Source organism: Anaerolineae bacterium (assembly GCA_016931895.1).
In the GTDB taxonomy this organism is placed as follows: domain Bacteria; phylum Chloroflexota; class Anaerolineae; order 4572-78; family J111; genus JAFGNV01.
The window spans coordinates 14615-32260 of sequence record JAFGDY010000231.1; the positions used below are offsets into that span (position 1 = coordinate 14615).

Sequence of the window (17646 nt, forward strand, 5' to 3'; positions counted from 1 at the left end):
CAATAAAGTTATGGCAATTGGTTGGCTCGTTATTATGGGAAGGGCGTATCGCAGACTTGGCATGAAAAGCCGCAACCTTTTCTTGCCCCCACTTTTTCCCAACACCTAGCCCCGGCTCCTGCCTCAGGCGCGTGGCAATTGTTCCAAAGATGGTTTCGAACATTGCCTTTGTCATCGGCGGCATAACACTTTGTATCGGTTAACCCACAGGCGTACCCTGCCTTGAGGTTGGTGCGAACATACAGCGTGTCTTTCATTTTGTCTCCTTTGGATTCTTGTTTATCCCACCGGCCATTGCGCGTTGGTGGGATTTGTTATGTTTAAAAGCCCGTTGCGAGAATGCGGCCAGGCGCTAACACTGCCGGCAGGTAAATCCACAGAATGTATTATAGCCATGTTGTAACAGGGCCGTATCGCATTCCGTGCCATTAGCCAATTTCCAATGACAATCCCAGAGATCGGTGCGTGGATTGCCCTGGTCATCGTAGGCCATGCATTTGGTTGACCCTGCGCCACATAATTCACCTGCCTTGCCTGCTTTGAGGTTGGTGCGAACATGCAAAATATCTTTCATTATTGCCTCCTTTAATATGATGATAATGTTACCCGCCAAATATCGAAGGGGGAAACCCTTGTTACATGTTGCCGATTTGTTTTGCTGCAAGTTTTAAGCTGCCCATTCACCTCCTTTCTGGTCGGTTGCGTCGGCGCTGATGATGGTTACGGTTTGAGGGGAATTTCGGCGTAGCCCGTCCAGACAATGGTGGGAAAACCTTCCACAAAGTCCGGGCATTTTTCTGTGGCGCAGTCCACAAGCGTGTACGGCACTTTGTTGTTGTCAAAATATTGGCGCTGCTTTCGTGTCCACGAGCAGGTTGGCGTGCCGTACACAATTACGCCGGCACACAGGTGGGTATGAGTGGGGAATCCAGGCTTCAAGGCGTTATGGTTCATCCGTGATCTCCTACAGGTTTTCTGGTCCGCCTCTAACCTTTCATTAATGTTAAGAGTAACGCTTTTTAAAGGAAATATCTATCAGAAAAATCTGATTTTTTATCAGAAAAGTCTGATTTTTGTTACCCGTCCCTAATTCTTACTTCCTGCTTTCTCCTGGCGCGCCAGGCCGGCCAGGCTGTTTGCGCCGAGTTCATTTTGGCCGAGATAACGAGAAACTCGGCGTGCCGTACACGGTTATGCCGGTGCGCACGTTGGCGCAACGCGCGCGTTGGCGCAAAGGGAAAATCCAGGGGTAAGGCGTTATAGCTCATCCCACTTTCTCCACCAATTATTTGACCCATCGCCTCATGATGTTGAGCCTGCGGTTCAATATACGCAGCGGTGCGGCTTTGTTAAACGTGTAGAGTTTGATTGGGGTAAATTACAGAGGCCCAAAAAATACCGAGGTATTTTTTGGGCCAATTCGGCCATTTGTAAAATCTACAAAACCGTTAATGTTAAAGTGGTAAAATTATACTTTGTTTGCCAGAGGCATACAACCCTAATAATTGGGGGTTTTAACATTTACAAAACTTTATATTCAAAGCCCACCCGCTTTTGGGCCAGCCAAAGCAGGCCGGCCCCCACCAGCCCCATCAAAATCACCGCCGCTACGGCCAGAGGGAAACGCGGGCTAATGGCTTCGAGTTCGCCGATGTTCACCGCAAAATCAATCATAACGCCCACCGCATGGAAAAAGGGCCAGATGATCAGCAGGTTATAGGTGAAGCTAAAAACGGATTGGTACATTATCCCCACCGCCAAGAGTTTGACCAATGCCAGTGTCGGGTCAGCTTCATAGGGCAACTGCGTGCCTACGTGCCACAGCACATACAGAACCGACGTGCCCAAGATAGCGGGTATCACGCCAAAAGCCCGGCGCAGCCGCAGATGAATAAAACCGTAGTACAAAAACAGCTCAAACAAACCGCCGGCCCAACTCAGCGCAAAAGCGGCCTGGCCCACCTGTTGCCAATTGACCGCGTTAAAGTCCGCCTGAAAGATAATCAGCGGGCTAAACAGTGCGGCCAACGCCACGTTCAGGATCAAACTGGTTCGCCAGCGGGCGCGGGTTAAGCCCAGGGCGGCCAGGCTGCGGCGTTCGGCCAGCAGGGTGTAACCCCAGGGAATGACTACCCCGCAGCCTATGTAAATAAGACCATAGTGAATAATTCGTGCGGCCCAAGACTCCCTCTCAAACAACAACAGCAATGCGCTTAACCCAAAGGCCAGCAGCCCGGCGCTTACGGTCACCCAGCTATGACGCGTGGGCTGCCAGCGAAATTGAAACGCCTCGCGGCGCTGCGCCGCCAGCGTTATGACCAGAAAGAAAATCCCCATAAACAAGATTTCCATGCTTGACCTCCTTGAGCCACATTAAAAATGGCGGGCAGATTTGATGACCATCAACTCCATAAACCCTTCTTCAACCTGCCAGCCCGCCAGCCGCGATTGCGCCAGGATGCGCCGCAACTCGGCCGGGGTGTAAGATGAGTTGATTGAATTCCAGTAGTGTACCCGAAAATCGCCGGGGATGGTTAATCCGATAAGCCAGGCAAAAAAGCGCGGCCAGGCTTGTTCCAGCCGCCGGGAATCGTGGATAATGTAGCCGCCGTTATCCTTAACCACGCGGGCTATCTCGTTAAAAATGGGCAAAGGGTCGGTCCAATGATGCAAGGAATCGTTTGACACCATCGCGTCAAACTCGCCCCGGTCAAAGGGCATAGCCCGGGCGTCGCCTTCGCGCCAGGTCAAGGCGCCGTTCAGTCCGGCGCGGGTCGCGTTTTCGCTGGCCAGGGTCAACATAGCCGGCGACATATCAAGCCCGACCACCTGGCCGCCTGTGCCCTGCAACAATCGGGCGATTTCAATGGCCACAAAACCCGGCCCGGTGCCAATATCCAGCACCTTGCCGCCCGGTGGAATACCCAAATCAACCACGCGCCGGGCCAATTGGCGGTATTCACTTTGCCGAAAACGATTGCCACCCATAAACTCGTTAAAACGGCGGGCGTCTCTCATTTCGGCGATGGCCTGTTCTTCCGGTATACGGTTCATGTTTTATCTCCTTTGTTATACAATATAAAATATTTAAGTTTATATATAAATTCAAAAAAAGAATGCTCAAGTTTAGGCCCGGCGCTCTACTTTTGCCAACAGTTCCCGCGTCCAGGTCAGTTCGGCCTCAAAATGCAACCGCGAGTGACTGAAAATGATCTTAACCATCTCCGAGGGCGCTTCCTCGTCGGTCATTACCTCGGCCTGGTGCGTATCCAGATGATTGAGAATAGCCTCCAGATGCGCCACCCGCCCATACAGGTAGCCCTTAACCTCCTCAAGAGGCAACGCCTCCATAAATATCAGACCAATATCAATGGTAAAGTAATGACGCTCCAGGTTTTGCCATACTTCCCGCAGCAGGCGCTTAAACTCATCCTGACCGGTTTGGGTGATCTGGTAGATGGTGCGTGACGGGCGATGGCCTTCTTGCTCGGTGGCTATTTTTTCAATAAACCCTTCCTCGGCCAGTCTGCCCAGGGCAAAGTAGATAGAGCCAAAAGCAATATTGGTCCAATCGCCCATATGATCTTCAATGATGTGTTTGATTTCGTAACCATGCAGCGGCCTGTCGCGCAGCAAACCGAGAATGACCAAACGAACTGACATTGAATTATCCTGAGTTAAATATTCTAGCTTGAATATTATATTTCAAATATTTTAATTTGTCAAAATACCCTACGACCACTTAAATCCGGCCAATCCTCAGCCCAAGTATCTGCATAATATTTAGCCATATGCGCAAGGCTTGGATAGAATATGACCAAATTCTATACCCAAAAGGTATCATTGAGATGATTTCACAACTTCCCCTCATTGCAGACATCCCCCTTCCCGATCGTATCCCGGAGGATTCTCATTGGTGGTAGTGGTCATAATCAACATGCCAGGCTAGTTTTGACCATCCGGCTTTTATTTGGCAAGCCGACTGGCCCAGAGTAAAATACTCTCATTCAATAATATTATCCTTTAGGGTTGAAGGATGCAATAAAACCACCTTGTCCAAATTGTGGTTATTCGGCCCGCTCCGCATATCCGGCCACAATCGGTCCCTGACCCTGTCAGGCAGCACAATGTCCCGCCTGCCGGTCTATCCGGTTTTGTTCGCTCAGGCCGGAACCCGATTGCTCATTATCACAATCAACCATATTTTCCCTCCGGCAGGATAAATTACCATGCGCTGGCAAGACTCTCCGTACACGCTGAATTTGTTGCTCTCTGCCGCTATTGCCGCTCTGTTTGCCTGGTTGGCCTGGCGACGGCGTTCCGCGCCGGGCGCGTTGCCCTTTGCCCTGGCAATGTTGTCCGTTGCAGTCTGGATGGCGGGTTATACCATTTGCTGGGCCGGGGCCGATGCGTTTACCCAACTTGTAGGCATAAAAACAGTTTATCTGGCCATTGCCGTTGAACCGGCGGCATTTTTGGTGTTTGCCATCCAATACACCGGCAAAAACCACTGGCTCACCCGCCGCCATGTGACCCTGCTCACAGTGATTCCTCTGCTCACCCTGCTGCTCATTTGGACTAACAATTGGCACGGCCTGTTTTGGAAAAGCATGTGGCTGGAAACCGGCGAAGGTTTGACCATTCTCCGTTGGGAACGCGGAATTTGGTCCAGAGTTAATGCGGTATATTCTTATGCCCTGGGGATATTTGCTTTTATTTTATTACTTCAGGCCTTTATCCGCGCCCCCCGTTTGTACCGCGCTCAAGCCGGCGCGGTGTTACTGGGCGGCATTGTATTTTGGGTGGTGGCTCTGACCAATTCGGTGAACACCTCGCGCTTGCTGCAAGACCGCCTGCTCAACCTATCGCCGTTCAGCACGGCTTTATTTGGCCTGTCCATTCTTTTTGGCCTTGTCGGCTTTCGTCTGTTCGACATTGTGCCGATTGCCCGGACAAGGATTGTGGAAGGTTTGGACGATGGCGTAATTGTTTTGGACGCGCAAAAGCGGATTATTGACCTCAACCCGGCGGCGCAGCGCTTGTTTGGTCAATCGGTAGTGACAGCGATTGGCCAACCGGCGGCGCAGGCGCTGGGAGAGTGGCGCGCCTTAGCCGAACTGTGCTGTGAGTCTGAGCCTGAACGAATGGAAATGAGGCTAGAGAATCAGGATTACGATGTGCGCGCGTCCCCAACTCCCTGACCGCCGGGGCAATCTCATTGGGCAGGTGATAGTTTTGCGTAACATTACCACACTCAAACACGCTCAAGCCGAACTGCTGCAACAGCAGCGGGCCGTGGCCATGCTTCAAGAACGCGAACGGCTGGCCCGCGAACTGCATGATAGCGTAGGTCAGGTGTTGGGTTATGTAAACGTGCAGGCGCAAACCATCCGCGCCTTTCTATCCGGCGGCAAAAACGACGATGCCGACGCCCAACTGTTGCGCTTGGTGCATGTGGTCCAAGAGGCCCAGACCGATGTGCGCGCCTATATTTTCGGCGCCAAAACCGAACTAGCGCCGGGTCAGGGTTTAATTTCGGCACTGCGGCAATACCTGGCCCGCTTTAGCCAGAATTACGGTATTCCCACCGCCTTGGACGCGCCTGATGAGGCTCAACTTTTTTCGCCCGTGGTCGAAGCGCACCTGTTTCGCATTATCCAGGAGGCGCTCAACAACGTGCGCAAACATATGCCTGCGCGCAATTGGCGCGGGTCAGTGTGAGTGTAGACCACGCCCAGGCCGAAATCAGCGTGGTTGACGACGGCATCGGCTTTGACCCCGCCCAACCACTGCCCGATGAAGAGCAGCATTTCGGCAGCCGCATCATGCGCGAGCGCGCCGCCGAAATTGGAGCGCAGCTTAATGTTCAATCTGCGCCAGGCCAGGGAACGCGCGTCACCGTGCGGGTTCCCCGGTCATCGTGAAAAAGTGAGTTATCTATGAAAATTCTGCTGGTGGATGACCACGCTCTATTTCTGGAAGGTATTAAAAATTTGCTAACCGCGCGCGGCGTGCAGGTGGTTGGCGTAGCCAGGGATGGGCTGGAGGGCGTTGGCTCAGACGCGCACCCTGCGCCCGGATGTCATCTTGATGGATATTCAAATGCCGCGCTGCGATGGGCTGGCCGCCACCCGTTTGATTAAAGCGGAAATGCCGGAAATCAAAATCGTGATGCTCACCATGTCGGATGACGACGACGATTTATTTGAAGCCATCAAAAGCGGCGCGGCGGGCTACTTGCTTAAAAACCTTGACGCCGACGAGTTCTTTGATTTACTGGCGGGCTTGGCCCGCGGCGAAGCTCCGCTCTCGCGCAGCCTATCGGCAAAAATTTTACAGGAATTGGCCGGCATTGCCCTCTCCCCAAAAATGGAAACACCCTCCCCCAAACCACCCGAACTCACCGAACGGCAGCGAGAAGTGCTAACACTCGTGGCTCAGGGTTTAACTTACAAGCAGGTGGGCGAAAAGCTCTTTCTCACCGAGCGCGCTATCAAATACCACATGGGCGAGATTTTGGCGCGGCTGCATTTAGAAAACCGCGCCCAGGTGATTGCCTATGCCGCACGCGCGGGCCTGCTTCCCCCGGATAAAACCATTCCCGAATAAGTTACTGTAACCCCCTGTTCCAAAGTACAGTCCTGGCCCGGTCAGGACTGTACTTTTTGGGGGCGCAAACTGTCTGGTGGGGCATTGTGTTGCCCCCCTGTTTCGGTTATGCTAATACCCGGTCAGGGAAAAATGGCAGAACAACACAAAGTCATCCTCCTGGGCAATTCGGTCTTTATCAGTTGTCCGGTCAGTCGCAGCCGGTGTTATCGGCGGATGATCTGATTCAGGTTATTCGGCGCAGTATCTCACCACACCAGAGTTGAAGAATGTAGTTACTAAAATATAAAACATTTGTAATTGAATTAAAGGAGACAATATGTTTCACATTTCCACAATACCAAATTTCCAACGGCTCTTTTTAACCCGGCGAGGGGCGACCCTGGCCCTGTTCCTGGGGTTGATGATCGCCTTGACCCTGGCATTATTGCTGCCGGATCAGGCGCTGGCCGGCGGCGTGGTGGGCACAGGCACACCGGCCAGTTGCACCGAGGGCGCGTTTGCCACCGCCTTTGCCTCACAGGGCGAAGTCACCTTCGATTGCGGCGCGGCGCCGGTCATCATTACGCTGACCACGCGCTACGATGTGCCTAGCCAAATCACGATTAATGGCGGCGGCCTGGTAACGTTGCACGGGGCCAACAGCACAGGCATGTTCCTGGTCAGCCTGGGCGAAACTTTCACGGTGACCAACGTCACCCTGACCGGCGGGCGCTTTCACGACCACGGGGCCATTGAAAATCTGGGCACATTTACCGCCAACAATGCCACTTTTAAGCAGATGAACGTTCAGCCGGGGACCGTCTCACACAGCCCGGTGCTGTGGAATAAAGGAACGGCCACTTTACAGAACAGCGTACTGCAAAGCAACCTCAACTTTGACGATGCCGGCGGCCCCACCCAGGCCATCTAGAGGGCGTGCTGCGCGTCGAGAATACGCAACTCCTGAACAACAACGGCGGGGCGATTTACTCTTACTATGCCGGGCAACTGTTTTTGGAGGGCAGCGCTTTCCAGGGCAATACCGGCAAAAATCCGGGTATCCTGCTGTGGTACAACGACCCTGCCGGCCAGGCGGTGATTACCGGCACGCTCTTTTTGCAAAACCATGCCGATCACATCTACCTGGGTAGCCCAAACGGGGACGCCGCCGCTTTGCATCATAGCAACGAAGGGACGGTGTGGATTACCAATACGCAGTTCATCAGCAACACCGCCAATCGCTTCACCGGAGTGATTATGATTGGCCCCTCTACCGACGGCGTGACCATCACCAACAGCGATTTCATCAGCAACACGGGGCAAACCGGCAATGGCGGGGCAATTAACTACAATGGCGGCAGCGGCACCGGCCCATTGGTGATTACCGGCGGGACTTTCCGAAACAACCATAGCGGCTTCTACGGCGGCGCGATTGAGGCCACCAACGGCGGCTCGCTGACGATTTCCGGCGCGACCTTCGACTCTAACACGGCGGTCGTGGCTGGCGGCGCCATCCGGGTCCATGGCGCCCAAACGACCGTGCAAAACAGCACCTTCATCAGCAATACGGCCGGGAGTGATACTGGCGGGGCAATTACCGGTGAGTCGGTCAATCTATCTATCGCCGATTCTCGCTTGGAGAATAACATGGCGGGTTCCAGCGGCGGCGCCATCTATCTCTACCAGGGCAGTCTGACCCTGCAACGCGCCGCCCTGCTGAACAACCGCGCCACCGGTTCCAGCGGCCAGGGCGGTGGCATCTATCTGAGCTCGGTTAGCTACCAGATTCAGGAGAGCGTCATCGCCAATAACCAGGCCAACTACCTGGGCGGCGGCTTCGTGAGTTCAATCTCTGGCAACAGTTCCATCCGCAACACCACTTTTTCCGGTAACAGCGCCGGGGAAAGTGGCGGCAACCTGCTCCATTGGGGCGGCAGCGGCACACTGACCATCAATAACGCCACCTTTACCGGCGGCAATTCGCCCCTCTCCGGCAGCAACTTGGCGGGGGTAGGCGGCACGGTCAACATCGTCAATACCATCATTGCCAATCCAGTCGGCGGCGTCAACTGCTACAGTCCTTTGACCTCCCTGGGCCACAACCTGGAAAGCGCCAACACCTGCGGCTTTAACCAGTCCAATGACCTGACCAACACCAACCCGCTACTGGGACCGCTACAAGATAACGGCGGCAACACTTTAACTCACCTGCTGCTCACGGGCAGCCCAGCCCTTGATACCGGCAGCGATACCGCTTGCCCGGCCACCGACCAGCGCGGCGTGGCCCGCCCGGCGGACGGCGATCAGGATGGCACTATTCAATGTGACATTGGGGCTGTGGAAAACCTGGTATTGCCCCAACTCTCTGTGGCTAACGGGTCTGTTTTGGAGGGCAATGGGGGTGCCGTTAGTATGGTCTTTGCCGCAACCCTCTCGGCTCAGAGCAGCCAGCCGGTGATGGTTACTTACACCACGCAAAACGGCACAGCTCAGGCAGGCAGCGATTACACCGCCGTGTCCGATGTGTTGGTTATCCCGGCGGGCGTAACAACCGGGGCTATCACTATCAGCGTTAACGGCGATACACTGGTTGAGTCTGACGAAACCTTCAATGTTGTCTTGAATAATCCGGTCAATGTTGTTCTGGCCAACACCAGCGCCCAAGGGGTTATTTTGAATGATGATCCAAGCGGCGCGTCGAGCAGCCAACTGTTCCTGCCCCTGATCATAAAATAGGCGCGTCTCACAGGTTTGTTCCATTTCTTGGCAATAAATAGACCCTAAAGGTTTCAGATGAACCACAGGTTCGCATACCTTTAGGGTCTGCCTAAAATCTGGGGGGGATGCAACGGCATCTTACCACAACGGGTAAATCAGGAGATTATCCCTGCTCTATTTCTTCTGTCGTCTGGCCAGGTACAGCCTCGTCCTCGCATTCGTCATCTTCCCAGCCAATAATCCACACACAGGCTCCGGCCAGCAAAACGGTGGTAACAACTAAAGCGACCCACTGGCCGGGGGTAAAGCCAACCTCCCGGGCCGACCAGACTAAAATAATCACCATCCCCACGGCCAGCACCACCCACGAGGTAAGCTGCGGGTGATTTACAGCAAATTTTTTAATGGCTTCCATACGTATTCCTTTGCAAAAAATTATATATTGTTCGGCATTTAACCCTGAAAATGCGCCCCTGCTGGGGAGTTGTAGCCAGAGCAGCAAGATAACGAGGTAGCAAGTAATAGGTTTGTAACCCTGTTAATCTGCTACTTTGTAACCCTGCAACCCTGCACACACCCTCTGCCTACATCGGCACCATAATACGCTGCTCGCGCAGTTTTTTGTAAAGCAAAATGCTATTTTCCGGCTGCCACTCCCTGGCGGCGTCTTCCCACATATATCCCAGTTCTCGGATTTCGGCCTGTTGATACCCCTGGCTTTCAAAAAACTCAATGGGTTGAGACCCCGCCTGTTTCATCACAAAAACAATAGCCACCTCACACGAGAGCGCCTCGATCTCTTTGTGAATCATCTCCAGCATCCTTTGCCCCACCGTCGGCCACAGGTCAGCCCGAATCACATAAAAATCTTGCAGACCGGCAATCAGATTCTCGGTTTGCCAGCCGGCAATACCCACCACGTGACCACCGGACTGGGCCACAATGTAGGCCCTGGAAAAGATGGCTTCCATCATCTGGCTCAAGTCGGGGTCCAAAGCCCCATTGGTGGCGGCGGCAATGATTTGGGCCATCAGTTCCATATCATTGCGCTTGGCCCGGCGAATGGTAACCTCAGCGGCGCTCACGTCTACATCGGCGGCCGCCACAGCCGTTTCAGGGGTAGGGGCCGGTTCGGGTTCAGGGGAGGGCGCTTCCTCGGCCGGCATGTCCTGTAACAGGGTGGTGTACTGCTTTTTCACCAAAGCCCAGGTTTTGGCCAGGTCGCCGCTGTTGTCTATCACCACATCGGCTTTGGCCGTTTTTTCCGCCTGGGGCGACTGGGCCTTGAGGCGCTGTTGGGCCTGCTCCAGCGACATTTTGCGCCGTTCCACCAATCGCTTCAATTGCACGTCGGGCGGCGCGGTAACCACCCACTTGCTATGGCACAGGTCAATCAAGTTTGACTCAAATAATTTAATGGCCTCAACGGCTACCACCTGGGTAGTGGCCTGGTCAATGCGGCGCACCACCTCTTGATGCACCGCCGGATGGGTCATCCCTTCCAGTTTGGCCAAGGCCCCCGGCGTGGTAAACACTATCTTGCTCAAGTTCCGGCGGTTGATCTCGCCGGTCTGATCCAACACGCCGGCGCCAAACTCGTTGACAATGGCGTCGTACACCGGGCTGCCTTTTTTCATCAATTGATGCACCAGTTTGTCGGCATCAATCACAGTGGAGCCCAATTCTTGCAACATCCGCAGAATCAGGCTTTTGCCGGTGCCAATATTGCCGGTCAATCCAATTACTATTTTTGCTGCCATAGCTACTCTCTCCCTCTGGGATAAAGCTAAATTTCCTACGTTGTTTCCATTTCAGCCCACTGGTTGAGCAGTTGTTCCAGTTTGCTTGCGTTTGCCTGATAATCCTGCCCCAAATTTTGTATTTCAGATACGTTTTGGGCCTGGCTGGCTGCCTCTATTTGTTGGGCCAGTTGGGCTAATTTGGCTTCAGTTTGAGCAATGATACTTTCGATTTCGGCAATTTGCCTGGCCTTTTTTTCCGCCTCTCGTTTTTGAGCTTTGGCTTGCTGGCGATTGATCTTTTCCGCCGACTTTTCGCCCTGTTTCTGGCCCGTGCCATTCCGGGCCGTTTCTTGCAGTTTGCAGTGGGCCAGATAATCGCTGTATCCGCCTTCAACCACCGTTACCGATTTACTGGCCGGTTCCAAAGCCCAGGTGTGGGTGGCCAGGGCGTCAATAAAATAACGATCGTGCGAAACCAACAGGATGGTGCCGGTAAAGTTATCCAGCACGCTTTCCAAAATCTCCTGCGAGGGGATGTCCAGGTGATTGGTCGGCTCGTCAAGGATGAGAAAATTGGCCCCGGTCAAGGTCAACTTGGCCAGCGCCACCCGGCTGCGTTCCCCGCCCGAAAGCGCGCCAATGGGTTTAAAAACATCATCCCCTGAAAACAGAAAACGCCCCAAATAGTTACGCGCCTCGCCGATAGGCAAATTTTCTACCGAGAGCAGTTCATCCAAAACCGTGGCCTCAAGGTTAAGGCTGGCGTGCGTTTGGGCGAAATAGCCTATCTCCACCCCGGCCCCCAATCTCACCGCGCCCTGTTTGGGCGCTACCTGCTCCAGAATGGTTTTGATGAAAGTGGTTTTGCCGGCCCCATTTGGCCCCAATAAAGCCACCCGGTTGCCGCGCCGGATTTCCAGGTCCGGGCAGGTGAATAGCGGTTCATCATCAGGATAGCCCACCACCAGGTCGTGGGTGGCCAGCACCAGGTCGCCGGAGCGCAGGGTGGCTTGCAAGGGCAGGTTGAGGTGTTTGTGCTGGCGCGGACGCTCCACTCTTTCCACCCGCTCCAACCGTTTGCGCCGCCCTTTGGCCTCTTTGCTGCGTTGCCCGGCCAGATTACGCTGGATAAAATCTTCTTCTTTGGCCATAGCCTCCTGCTGCGCCGCGTACTCTTTTTGGCGGCGCTCCAGGCGTTTGGCCCGCTGCATTACGTAATGTGAAAAGTTGCCCCGGTACGTTTCAACCGCGCCAAACGACATTTCCCAAACGCGGGTAACTACTTTATCCAAAAAGTAGCGGTCGTGGGCCACCACTACCAACGCCCCGGGCCAGTTTTGTAAATAATTCTCCAGCCATTCCACCGAGGCCAGGTCCAGGTGATTCGTCGGCTCGTCAAGCAGCAGCAGGTCGGGCCGTTCCAAAAGCAGGTGGGCCAGGTGCGCCCGGCTCTGCTGGCCGCCGCTCAAAATGGGCAGCGGCGTTTCATAATCTTCAGGCGTAAACCCCAGGCCGGTCAAGACCTGGTCAATGGTTTGTTCGTAGCTGTAACCGCCGGCGTGTTCAAACGCAGCCTGGGCTTCGCCATATTCTTGCAGCAGCTTGTCGTGGCCAGTGGAGTCGGATTCTTGGGCCAGCGCGACGGCCAGCGTTTGTAATTCCGCCTCTTGTTGGCGTAAATCGGCAAAGGCGCTTAAGGCCAATTGCCACAGGTTGCCCTGGCCCGAGATCAACGAGGGATGCTGCTCCAGGTAGCCTATCCGCAGCGTTTTGGCCTGGTGAACGTGGCCGGCGGAGGGCAACTCCAGCCCGGCCAAAATCCGCAGCAGGGTTGTTTTGCCCTCCCCGTTAGGGCCAACCAGAGCAATCCGGTCGTTGGGATTGATAGACAGGTTAAGGTCCGAAAAAATATCTTGCCCGCCAAAATACTTGCCGAGGTTATGGGCTGTCAGAATGGTCATAGTTGCGCAATGATGGCTGTGTTTTAACGATTGGGAACCCCTCAAAAAACAAGCCTCCCAAAATCATCAATGTGTAGCAAGAGCGACCTATAGGCTTTAACTTTGGGAGTTGCTTAACCAATTATACCATAATGAAGAAGAGGGGAAAAGAATTGTGTTTGCTTAGGGGGCGTCTTAAAACTTTGCGGTAGAGACAGGACAATGTCCTGTCTCTACCCAATGGCCTAAAAATGGGGCAGCCCGTTTGTTTAGGGCAAAAGCGCCGGGGATGCTCCCTATTCCTGCTCAATGGTAAAACTGCCTGCACTCAATAATTTACCTTCCACATATAACTCTAACCGCCAGCGGCCCGCCTGGAGCGGCTGCCCCTTGGCATTAATAAAATAGTCAAACACCCCGGCCTCATCCCCGCGCCACTGTTCCGGGCTTCTTGACATTACTTGATTATCTCGATACCACACCCGTTCCCAGGCCTGGCCGTTGGCCATGTCTTTATATTCAAAAATGGCGTGGATTTCGGTCAGGCCCTGGCTAAAGGAATCGCCGGGTTTGATGGGGGCCAGGGTGGCCGGGTCATAGCCCTGGGCAAAGGTGATGTCGCCAAACCAGGGCGCGCCGGGCGTGGCCGGGGATGGAGTGAGGGTGCTGGTGGGGCGGACGGTGAACGTAGGCGTGGGCAGGGTTTTCACCAACCCTGGGGTGGGCGTATTCGTTGGCGGCCGGACGAAGAAGAAATACCCGGCCAGGCCGGTCAGCAGAATGAGGGCTACCAGGAGACCGCCCGCCAGCAGCCACGGCCACATGCCGGCAGCACGAGGGGAGGCGGTTGGCGAAGCCGGACCGGGCCTGCCGGCCGGGGGCGGGGCGGGCGACGGCCAGGCCGGGGCGGCCCTGGCCGGCCGCGCCATCGGCGCAGGCGGCTTTGTAGACGGCGCAGGCGGGACCGGCTCGGTAACGCGAGGCGCGAGCGGGGGCATTGTCTGAGAGGCCGGGGCGGTGGGGCCAATTTCCGCATGCAGCGCGGCCAGGGCCTGGTTCAAGGCCGCGGCCAACTGCCCGGCGCTGGCGTAACGTTTCTCTTTATCTTTGGCCAACGCTTTAAAAATAACCTGCTCCACTGCCGGCGGCAGGTTGGGGTTAAGGGCGCGCGGGGACGGCAGCGGCTCGGTGATGTGCTTGACCATGGTGCCCATTGGCGTTGCGGCCTCAAACGGCACCCGGCCGGTAGCCATTTCATACAAAATAATGCCCAAGGCGTAAATATCGGTGCGCGCATCCACGGCCAAACCCTGCCCCTGTTCCGGCGACATATACGCCGGCGTGCCAATGCCCACCCCCGCCTCGGTCAATTGGGTAGACCCCGCGGCCATTTTAGCCAGGCCAAAATCGGTCAGCAGCACCCGCCGCCCCTCTTCCAGCAAAATATTGCCTGGTTTCACATCGCGGTGCAGGATGCCGCGCCGGTGGGCGTAATCCAGGGCGTCGGCAATTTGGCCCACAAAAAGCGCGGCCTGCGACAAAGCCAGGGGCCGGCCCATCACCTCTTTGAGCGTGCCGCCTTCGATGTATTGCATCACAATAAACGTGGTCTGACCGGACCGGCCGTAATCATAAATGGGCAAAATATGGGGGTGGCTCAGTTTGGCAATCACCCTGGCTTCGCGTTCAAAGCGGGTTAAAAAAGTGCTGTCGTGCAGGTAATATTCGGGCAACACCTTAAAGGCCACGTAGCGGTCCAGGCCGGGTTGATAGGCTTTGTACACCGTGGCCATGCCGCCTTCGCCAATTTGCTCAACAATTTGATACTGGCCGATGGTTTGTCCAATAAGTTTGGCCGTCATCCGTTGTCACCCCCGCCGATAGAGTCTAAAGATGGGCGAACGCCCGGTCTGCCTGAGACCTTCAAGGACTGGTGTGTAACTTGGCAGAAATAGGTTGTAGAGTAAACTTAGTACAGCATTTTGTAAGTTTGTTCCGGGGTAACTATTCACCTTGTTCCCCATGTCACTGCGAGCCAGAGGCGAAGCAGTCTCTATCCTGGCATTGGAGATTGCGCCGCTTTGCTTACGGGCTACGCCCTACTAAGAAACTGCCGGGGGGCTTGGGGGGTGCTCCCCCATTAGTTTCTTTTTCCGGTTGAATAAGGCCCTGGCCTTATGGAACCCTCGCAATGACATGCCAAGAAAGTGAAGAGTTGCCCCTGCTGGTATTAAATCACACTCCGCCATGAATAGCAAGAGGCGGCAGAGGGCGCGTCCCAGTTTTTGGGCAATCCCGTAGGGGCGACCGGCCGGTCGCCCCTACCTACCAAAATTTGGGGCAGGCCCAATGGCGAACACGGAGACGAACAGGCCGATGAAATCTGAGGCAACCAAAACCAGGCTGTTGCGGCTGGGATCGTTTGGGCTGTTCGTTCTGCTGGCCTGGCCCCGGCTGAGCAGGCTCGACGTTTTTATGACGGCGGATGAATACCTGTGGGTTGAACGAACGCGAAACTTTTTGCTCTTTCTGGCCGACGGCAATTGGCTCAGGACGTTTCAAACCGGACATCCCGGCGTTACCACCACCTGGTTGGGGGGACTGGGTTTGGGCCTATACTATCACTTTGTCGCCGGCTCAACATTGCCGGAGGCGTTATCCGGCCTGAACTTATGCACCTTTGCCCCGGACATGCTCCCTTTGCTGCGCTTGCCTATGGTGGCAGTCACCTTACTTTGTTTATTCATTTCCGTAAAACTGGGGCAAAAGCTGTGGGGCAATGAAGTGGCGTGGTTGAGTTTACTGCTGCTGGCCCTGGACCCCTTTTACCTGGCCCACTCCCGCACCCTCCACCACGACGCCCTGGTGTCTGCCTGGCTGCTGGTGGCCGTGCTCAGCATATTGGTCTATGCTCTGCGCAGCCCGGCCTGGGGCTATTTGCTTCTGGCCGGGGTGGCCACCGGCCTGGCCCTGCTTTCAAAAGCAACGGCTCTTTTTCTATTGCCCTTCACCGGACTGGTTTTGGCCGTTATGGCCCTCAAGCCCAAAAGTGGGCCAGAAGCATTGGCCCAAATAACCAAACGTACAATTTGGGCGGCAATGGGGTGGGGAGTGGCGGCAAGTTTAATTGTCTATGCCCTGTGGCCTGCCATGTGGGTTGACCCGCTGAGCGTGTTGTTAAAAACCGGGCACATGATCCAGAGTTACGCCCAGACCCCTCATGCTAACGGCGTCTTTTTCCGGGGTCAGGTTGTGGGCGACCCCGGCCTGCTTTTTTATGGGCTGGCCATCCTGTTCAGGCTGACGCCGCCGGTTTTGTTTGGGGTGGCCCTGGCCCTGCTCTTTTGGCTGAGCGACTTTTGGCCCCGGGCCGCCCCGCCCCATCCCCCAGCCTCTCCTGCCGGCGATAGACTTGGTCTGGGCCTGTTACTCCTGGCCGCCGTGGGCTTTATTCTTTTTTTAGGACTGGGGGCCAAAAAACAGGAACGCTACGCCTTGCCCGCCATCCTGATGCTGGACGTGGCGGCGGCGTGGGGGTTGGCCCGTTTGTGGGGTTGGTTAAAACTATGGCAGCCGGGACGATTTACCTCGAAGGGGGCCGCCGGTTTGGGGCTGAGCGCGGTTTTATTGCTGCAAGCGGCCACCACTCTGCCCCACCAGCCTTATTACCTGACCTATTACAACCCGCTTTTGGGCGGCGGAGCGGCCGCCCGCAACACCATCACCGTTGGCTGGGGCGAAGGCCTGGACCGGGCGGCGGCTTATTTGAATCGCCAGCCCCAGGCCGAACGCCTGCAAGTGACCACCCTCATGCACACCGCCCTGGCCCCTTTTTTTGCCGGAAACACGTTGGGCTATCGCCCGCAGGCGGACAAGGCGGCCCTGCTGGCCCTGGCCAGCGACTACGCGATCCTTTACCTGCCCGACGTGCAGCGCGATTTACCCAACCCGGCCTGGCCGGCTTTCATCCGGCGGTATGGCGTTTTGGAACACGTGGTCCGCCTGCACGGCCTAGAATATGCCTGGCTTTACCGCATGCCCGCCATCAAACTCACCCTCCCCCCCTCCCCCTCATCCTCCCCCATTCTGGGTTACCACCTGCTCCCCGCCCGGGTGACGGCCGGGCAGACCCTGACCATGACCCTCTATTTTACGGGCGACCCGCCCACCCCGGCCCAATTGTCCATTCCCATGGTTGACGAGCGCGGCCAAACCGGGTTTTGGGCCAACCTGACCCCGGCCCCTGAAACGTCTCCCGCTCCGCCCGATCAGGCTTTCCCCCTCCGGGCAGCCGCTTATAACTTTATCGTTACCGATCCCGGTTTGAGCGGTCTCTACTGCCCCCTGGTGCCCGGCTTCCCCTTTGAGTTGGCAGCCGTCAGCCCGTCAGGCGCAGGAAAATGCTGGTATTACCAACCCCCACCCCCGGGCCGGGGCTGCGTGCAAATCCGGCCATCCCGGTAGGGACGACCGGACGGTCGCCCTATTGCCAGAATCCAGACGCAACCAGCCTATCGTCGCCTCGCAACCTGCCCTAAGCAGCCTCACGACCTGCCCTTAGTGTAATTATTCAGGTCATGTCATTAGTATGAGAAAAACGTGGTAATATAAAAAGACAGGACACGGCAGATCGATTGTCATTAGGTCTCAAGACC

At 55.5% G+C, this 17646-nt stretch carries 16 protein-coding genes and 1 pseudogene; 7 read left to right on the forward strand and 10 right to left on the reverse strand.

Features of this window, described 5'->3' with window-relative positions; translation table 11 throughout:
- Window positions 1-352: 352 nt before the first annotated feature.
- The 6 genes from JW953_17095 to JW953_17120 all read right to left on the reverse strand — a co-directional run bounded on the left by JW953_17095 (window position 353) and on the right by JW953_17120 (window position 3663).
- The gene (locus JW953_17095) at window positions 353-574 is read right to left on the reverse strand and encodes a hypothetical protein (protein MBN1994418.1); all 222 of its coding nucleotides are present in this window, start codon (window positions 572-574) and stop codon (window positions 353-355) included.
- A 146-nt stretch (window positions 575-720) separates the two neighbouring features.
- Window positions 721-954 (reverse strand): hypothetical protein, encoded by a 234-nt coding sequence (locus tag JW953_17100; GenBank protein MBN1994419.1) that lies wholly within the window; start codon window positions 952-954, stop codon window positions 721-723.
- A 122-nt stretch (window positions 955-1076) separates the two neighbouring features.
- Window positions 1077-1268, reverse strand: coding sequence for a hypothetical protein (locus JW953_17105; protein ID MBN1994420.1), 192 nt, complete (start codon window positions 1266-1268; stop codon window positions 1077-1079).
- Window positions 1269-1521: 253 nt separating this feature from the next.
- Complete coding sequence (locus JW953_17110; GenBank protein MBN1994421.1) at window positions 1522-2352, reverse strand: hypothetical protein; 831 nt, start codon at window positions 2350-2352, stop codon at window positions 1522-1524.
- Between the two features lie 21 nt (window positions 2353-2373).
- A complete protein-coding gene (locus JW953_17115) occupies window positions 2374-3054 on the reverse strand; it encodes a class I SAM-dependent methyltransferase (protein MBN1994422.1) in 681 nt (226 codons plus the stop codon).
- A gap of 72 nt (window positions 3055-3126) precedes the next feature.
- Window positions 3127-3663, reverse strand: coding sequence for a PadR family transcriptional regulator (locus JW953_17120; GenBank protein MBN1994423.1), 537 nt, complete (start codon window positions 3661-3663; stop codon window positions 3127-3129).
- Window positions 3664-4229: 566 nt separating this feature from the next.
- Between JW953_17120 and JW953_17125 the strand changes: the two genes are divergently transcribed.
- From JW953_17125 to JW953_17150, 6 genes and pseudogenes are all read left to right on the forward strand, one after another.
- Window positions 4230-5201, forward strand: a complete 972-nt coding sequence (locus JW953_17125; GenBank protein ID MBN1994424.1) for a PAS domain-containing protein — start codon at window positions 4230-4232, stop codon at window positions 5199-5201.
- Window positions 5176-5721: a hypothetical protein gene (locus JW953_17130; GenBank protein ID MBN1994425.1), complete on the forward strand. Its 546-nt coding sequence runs from the start codon at window positions 5176-5178 to the stop codon at window positions 5719-5721. The genes JW953_17125 and JW953_17130 overlap by 26 nt, the downstream gene beginning before the upstream one ends.
- Window positions 5718-5924 (forward strand): hypothetical protein, encoded by a 207-nt coding sequence (locus tag JW953_17135; GenBank protein ID MBN1994426.1) that lies wholly within the window; start codon window positions 5718-5720, stop codon window positions 5922-5924. Before JW953_17130 ends, JW953_17135 begins: the two co-directional genes overlap by 4 nt.
- 15 nt (window positions 5925-5939) lie before the next feature.
- A pseudogene (locus JW953_17140) lies at window positions 5940-6609 on the forward strand (response regulator transcription factor).
- Between the two features lie 319 nt (window positions 6610-6928).
- On the forward strand, window positions 6929-7522 hold the full coding sequence (locus JW953_17145) for a hypothetical protein (protein ID MBN1994427.1): 594 nt from the start codon (window positions 6929-6931) through the stop codon (window positions 7520-7522).
- Between the two features lie 5 nt (window positions 7523-7527).
- Window positions 7528-9327 carry a hypothetical protein gene (locus JW953_17150; GenBank protein ID MBN1994428.1) on the forward strand — a complete coding sequence of 600 codons (1800 nt, stop codon included), beginning with the start codon at window positions 7528-7530 and terminating at the stop codon, window positions 9325-9327.
- Between the two features lie 145 nt (window positions 9328-9472).
- On the opposite strand, the gene JW953_17155 is transcribed toward JW953_17150, so the two are convergent.
- From JW953_17155 to JW953_17170, 4 genes are all read right to left on the reverse strand, one after another.
- Window positions 9473-9724 carry a hypothetical protein gene (locus JW953_17155; GenBank protein ID MBN1994429.1) on the reverse strand — a complete coding sequence of 84 codons (252 nt, stop codon included), beginning with the start codon at window positions 9722-9724 and terminating at the stop codon, window positions 9473-9475.
- Between the two features lie 169 nt (window positions 9725-9893).
- Window positions 9894-11069: a dephospho-CoA kinase gene (locus JW953_17160; protein ID MBN1994430.1), complete on the reverse strand. Its 1176-nt coding sequence runs from the start codon at window positions 11067-11069 to the stop codon at window positions 9894-9896.
- Window positions 11070-11104: 35 nt separating this feature from the next.
- Complete coding sequence (locus JW953_17165) at window positions 11105-13012, reverse strand: ABC-F family ATP-binding cassette domain-containing protein (GenBank protein MBN1994431.1); 1908 nt, start codon at window positions 13010-13012, stop codon at window positions 11105-11107.
- Window positions 13013-13287: 275 nt separating this feature from the next.
- Window positions 13288-14853: a serine/threonine protein kinase gene (locus tag JW953_17170; GenBank protein MBN1994432.1), complete on the reverse strand. Its 1566-nt coding sequence runs from the start codon at window positions 14851-14853 to the stop codon at window positions 13288-13290.
- Between the two features lie 514 nt (window positions 14854-15367).
- Here JW953_17170 and JW953_17175 point away from each other — a divergent pair.
- Window positions 15368-17455 (forward strand): glycosyltransferase family 39 protein, encoded by a 2088-nt coding sequence (locus tag JW953_17175; protein MBN1994433.1) that lies wholly within the window; start codon window positions 15368-15370, stop codon window positions 17453-17455.
- Window positions 17456-17646 lie beyond the last annotated feature (191 nt).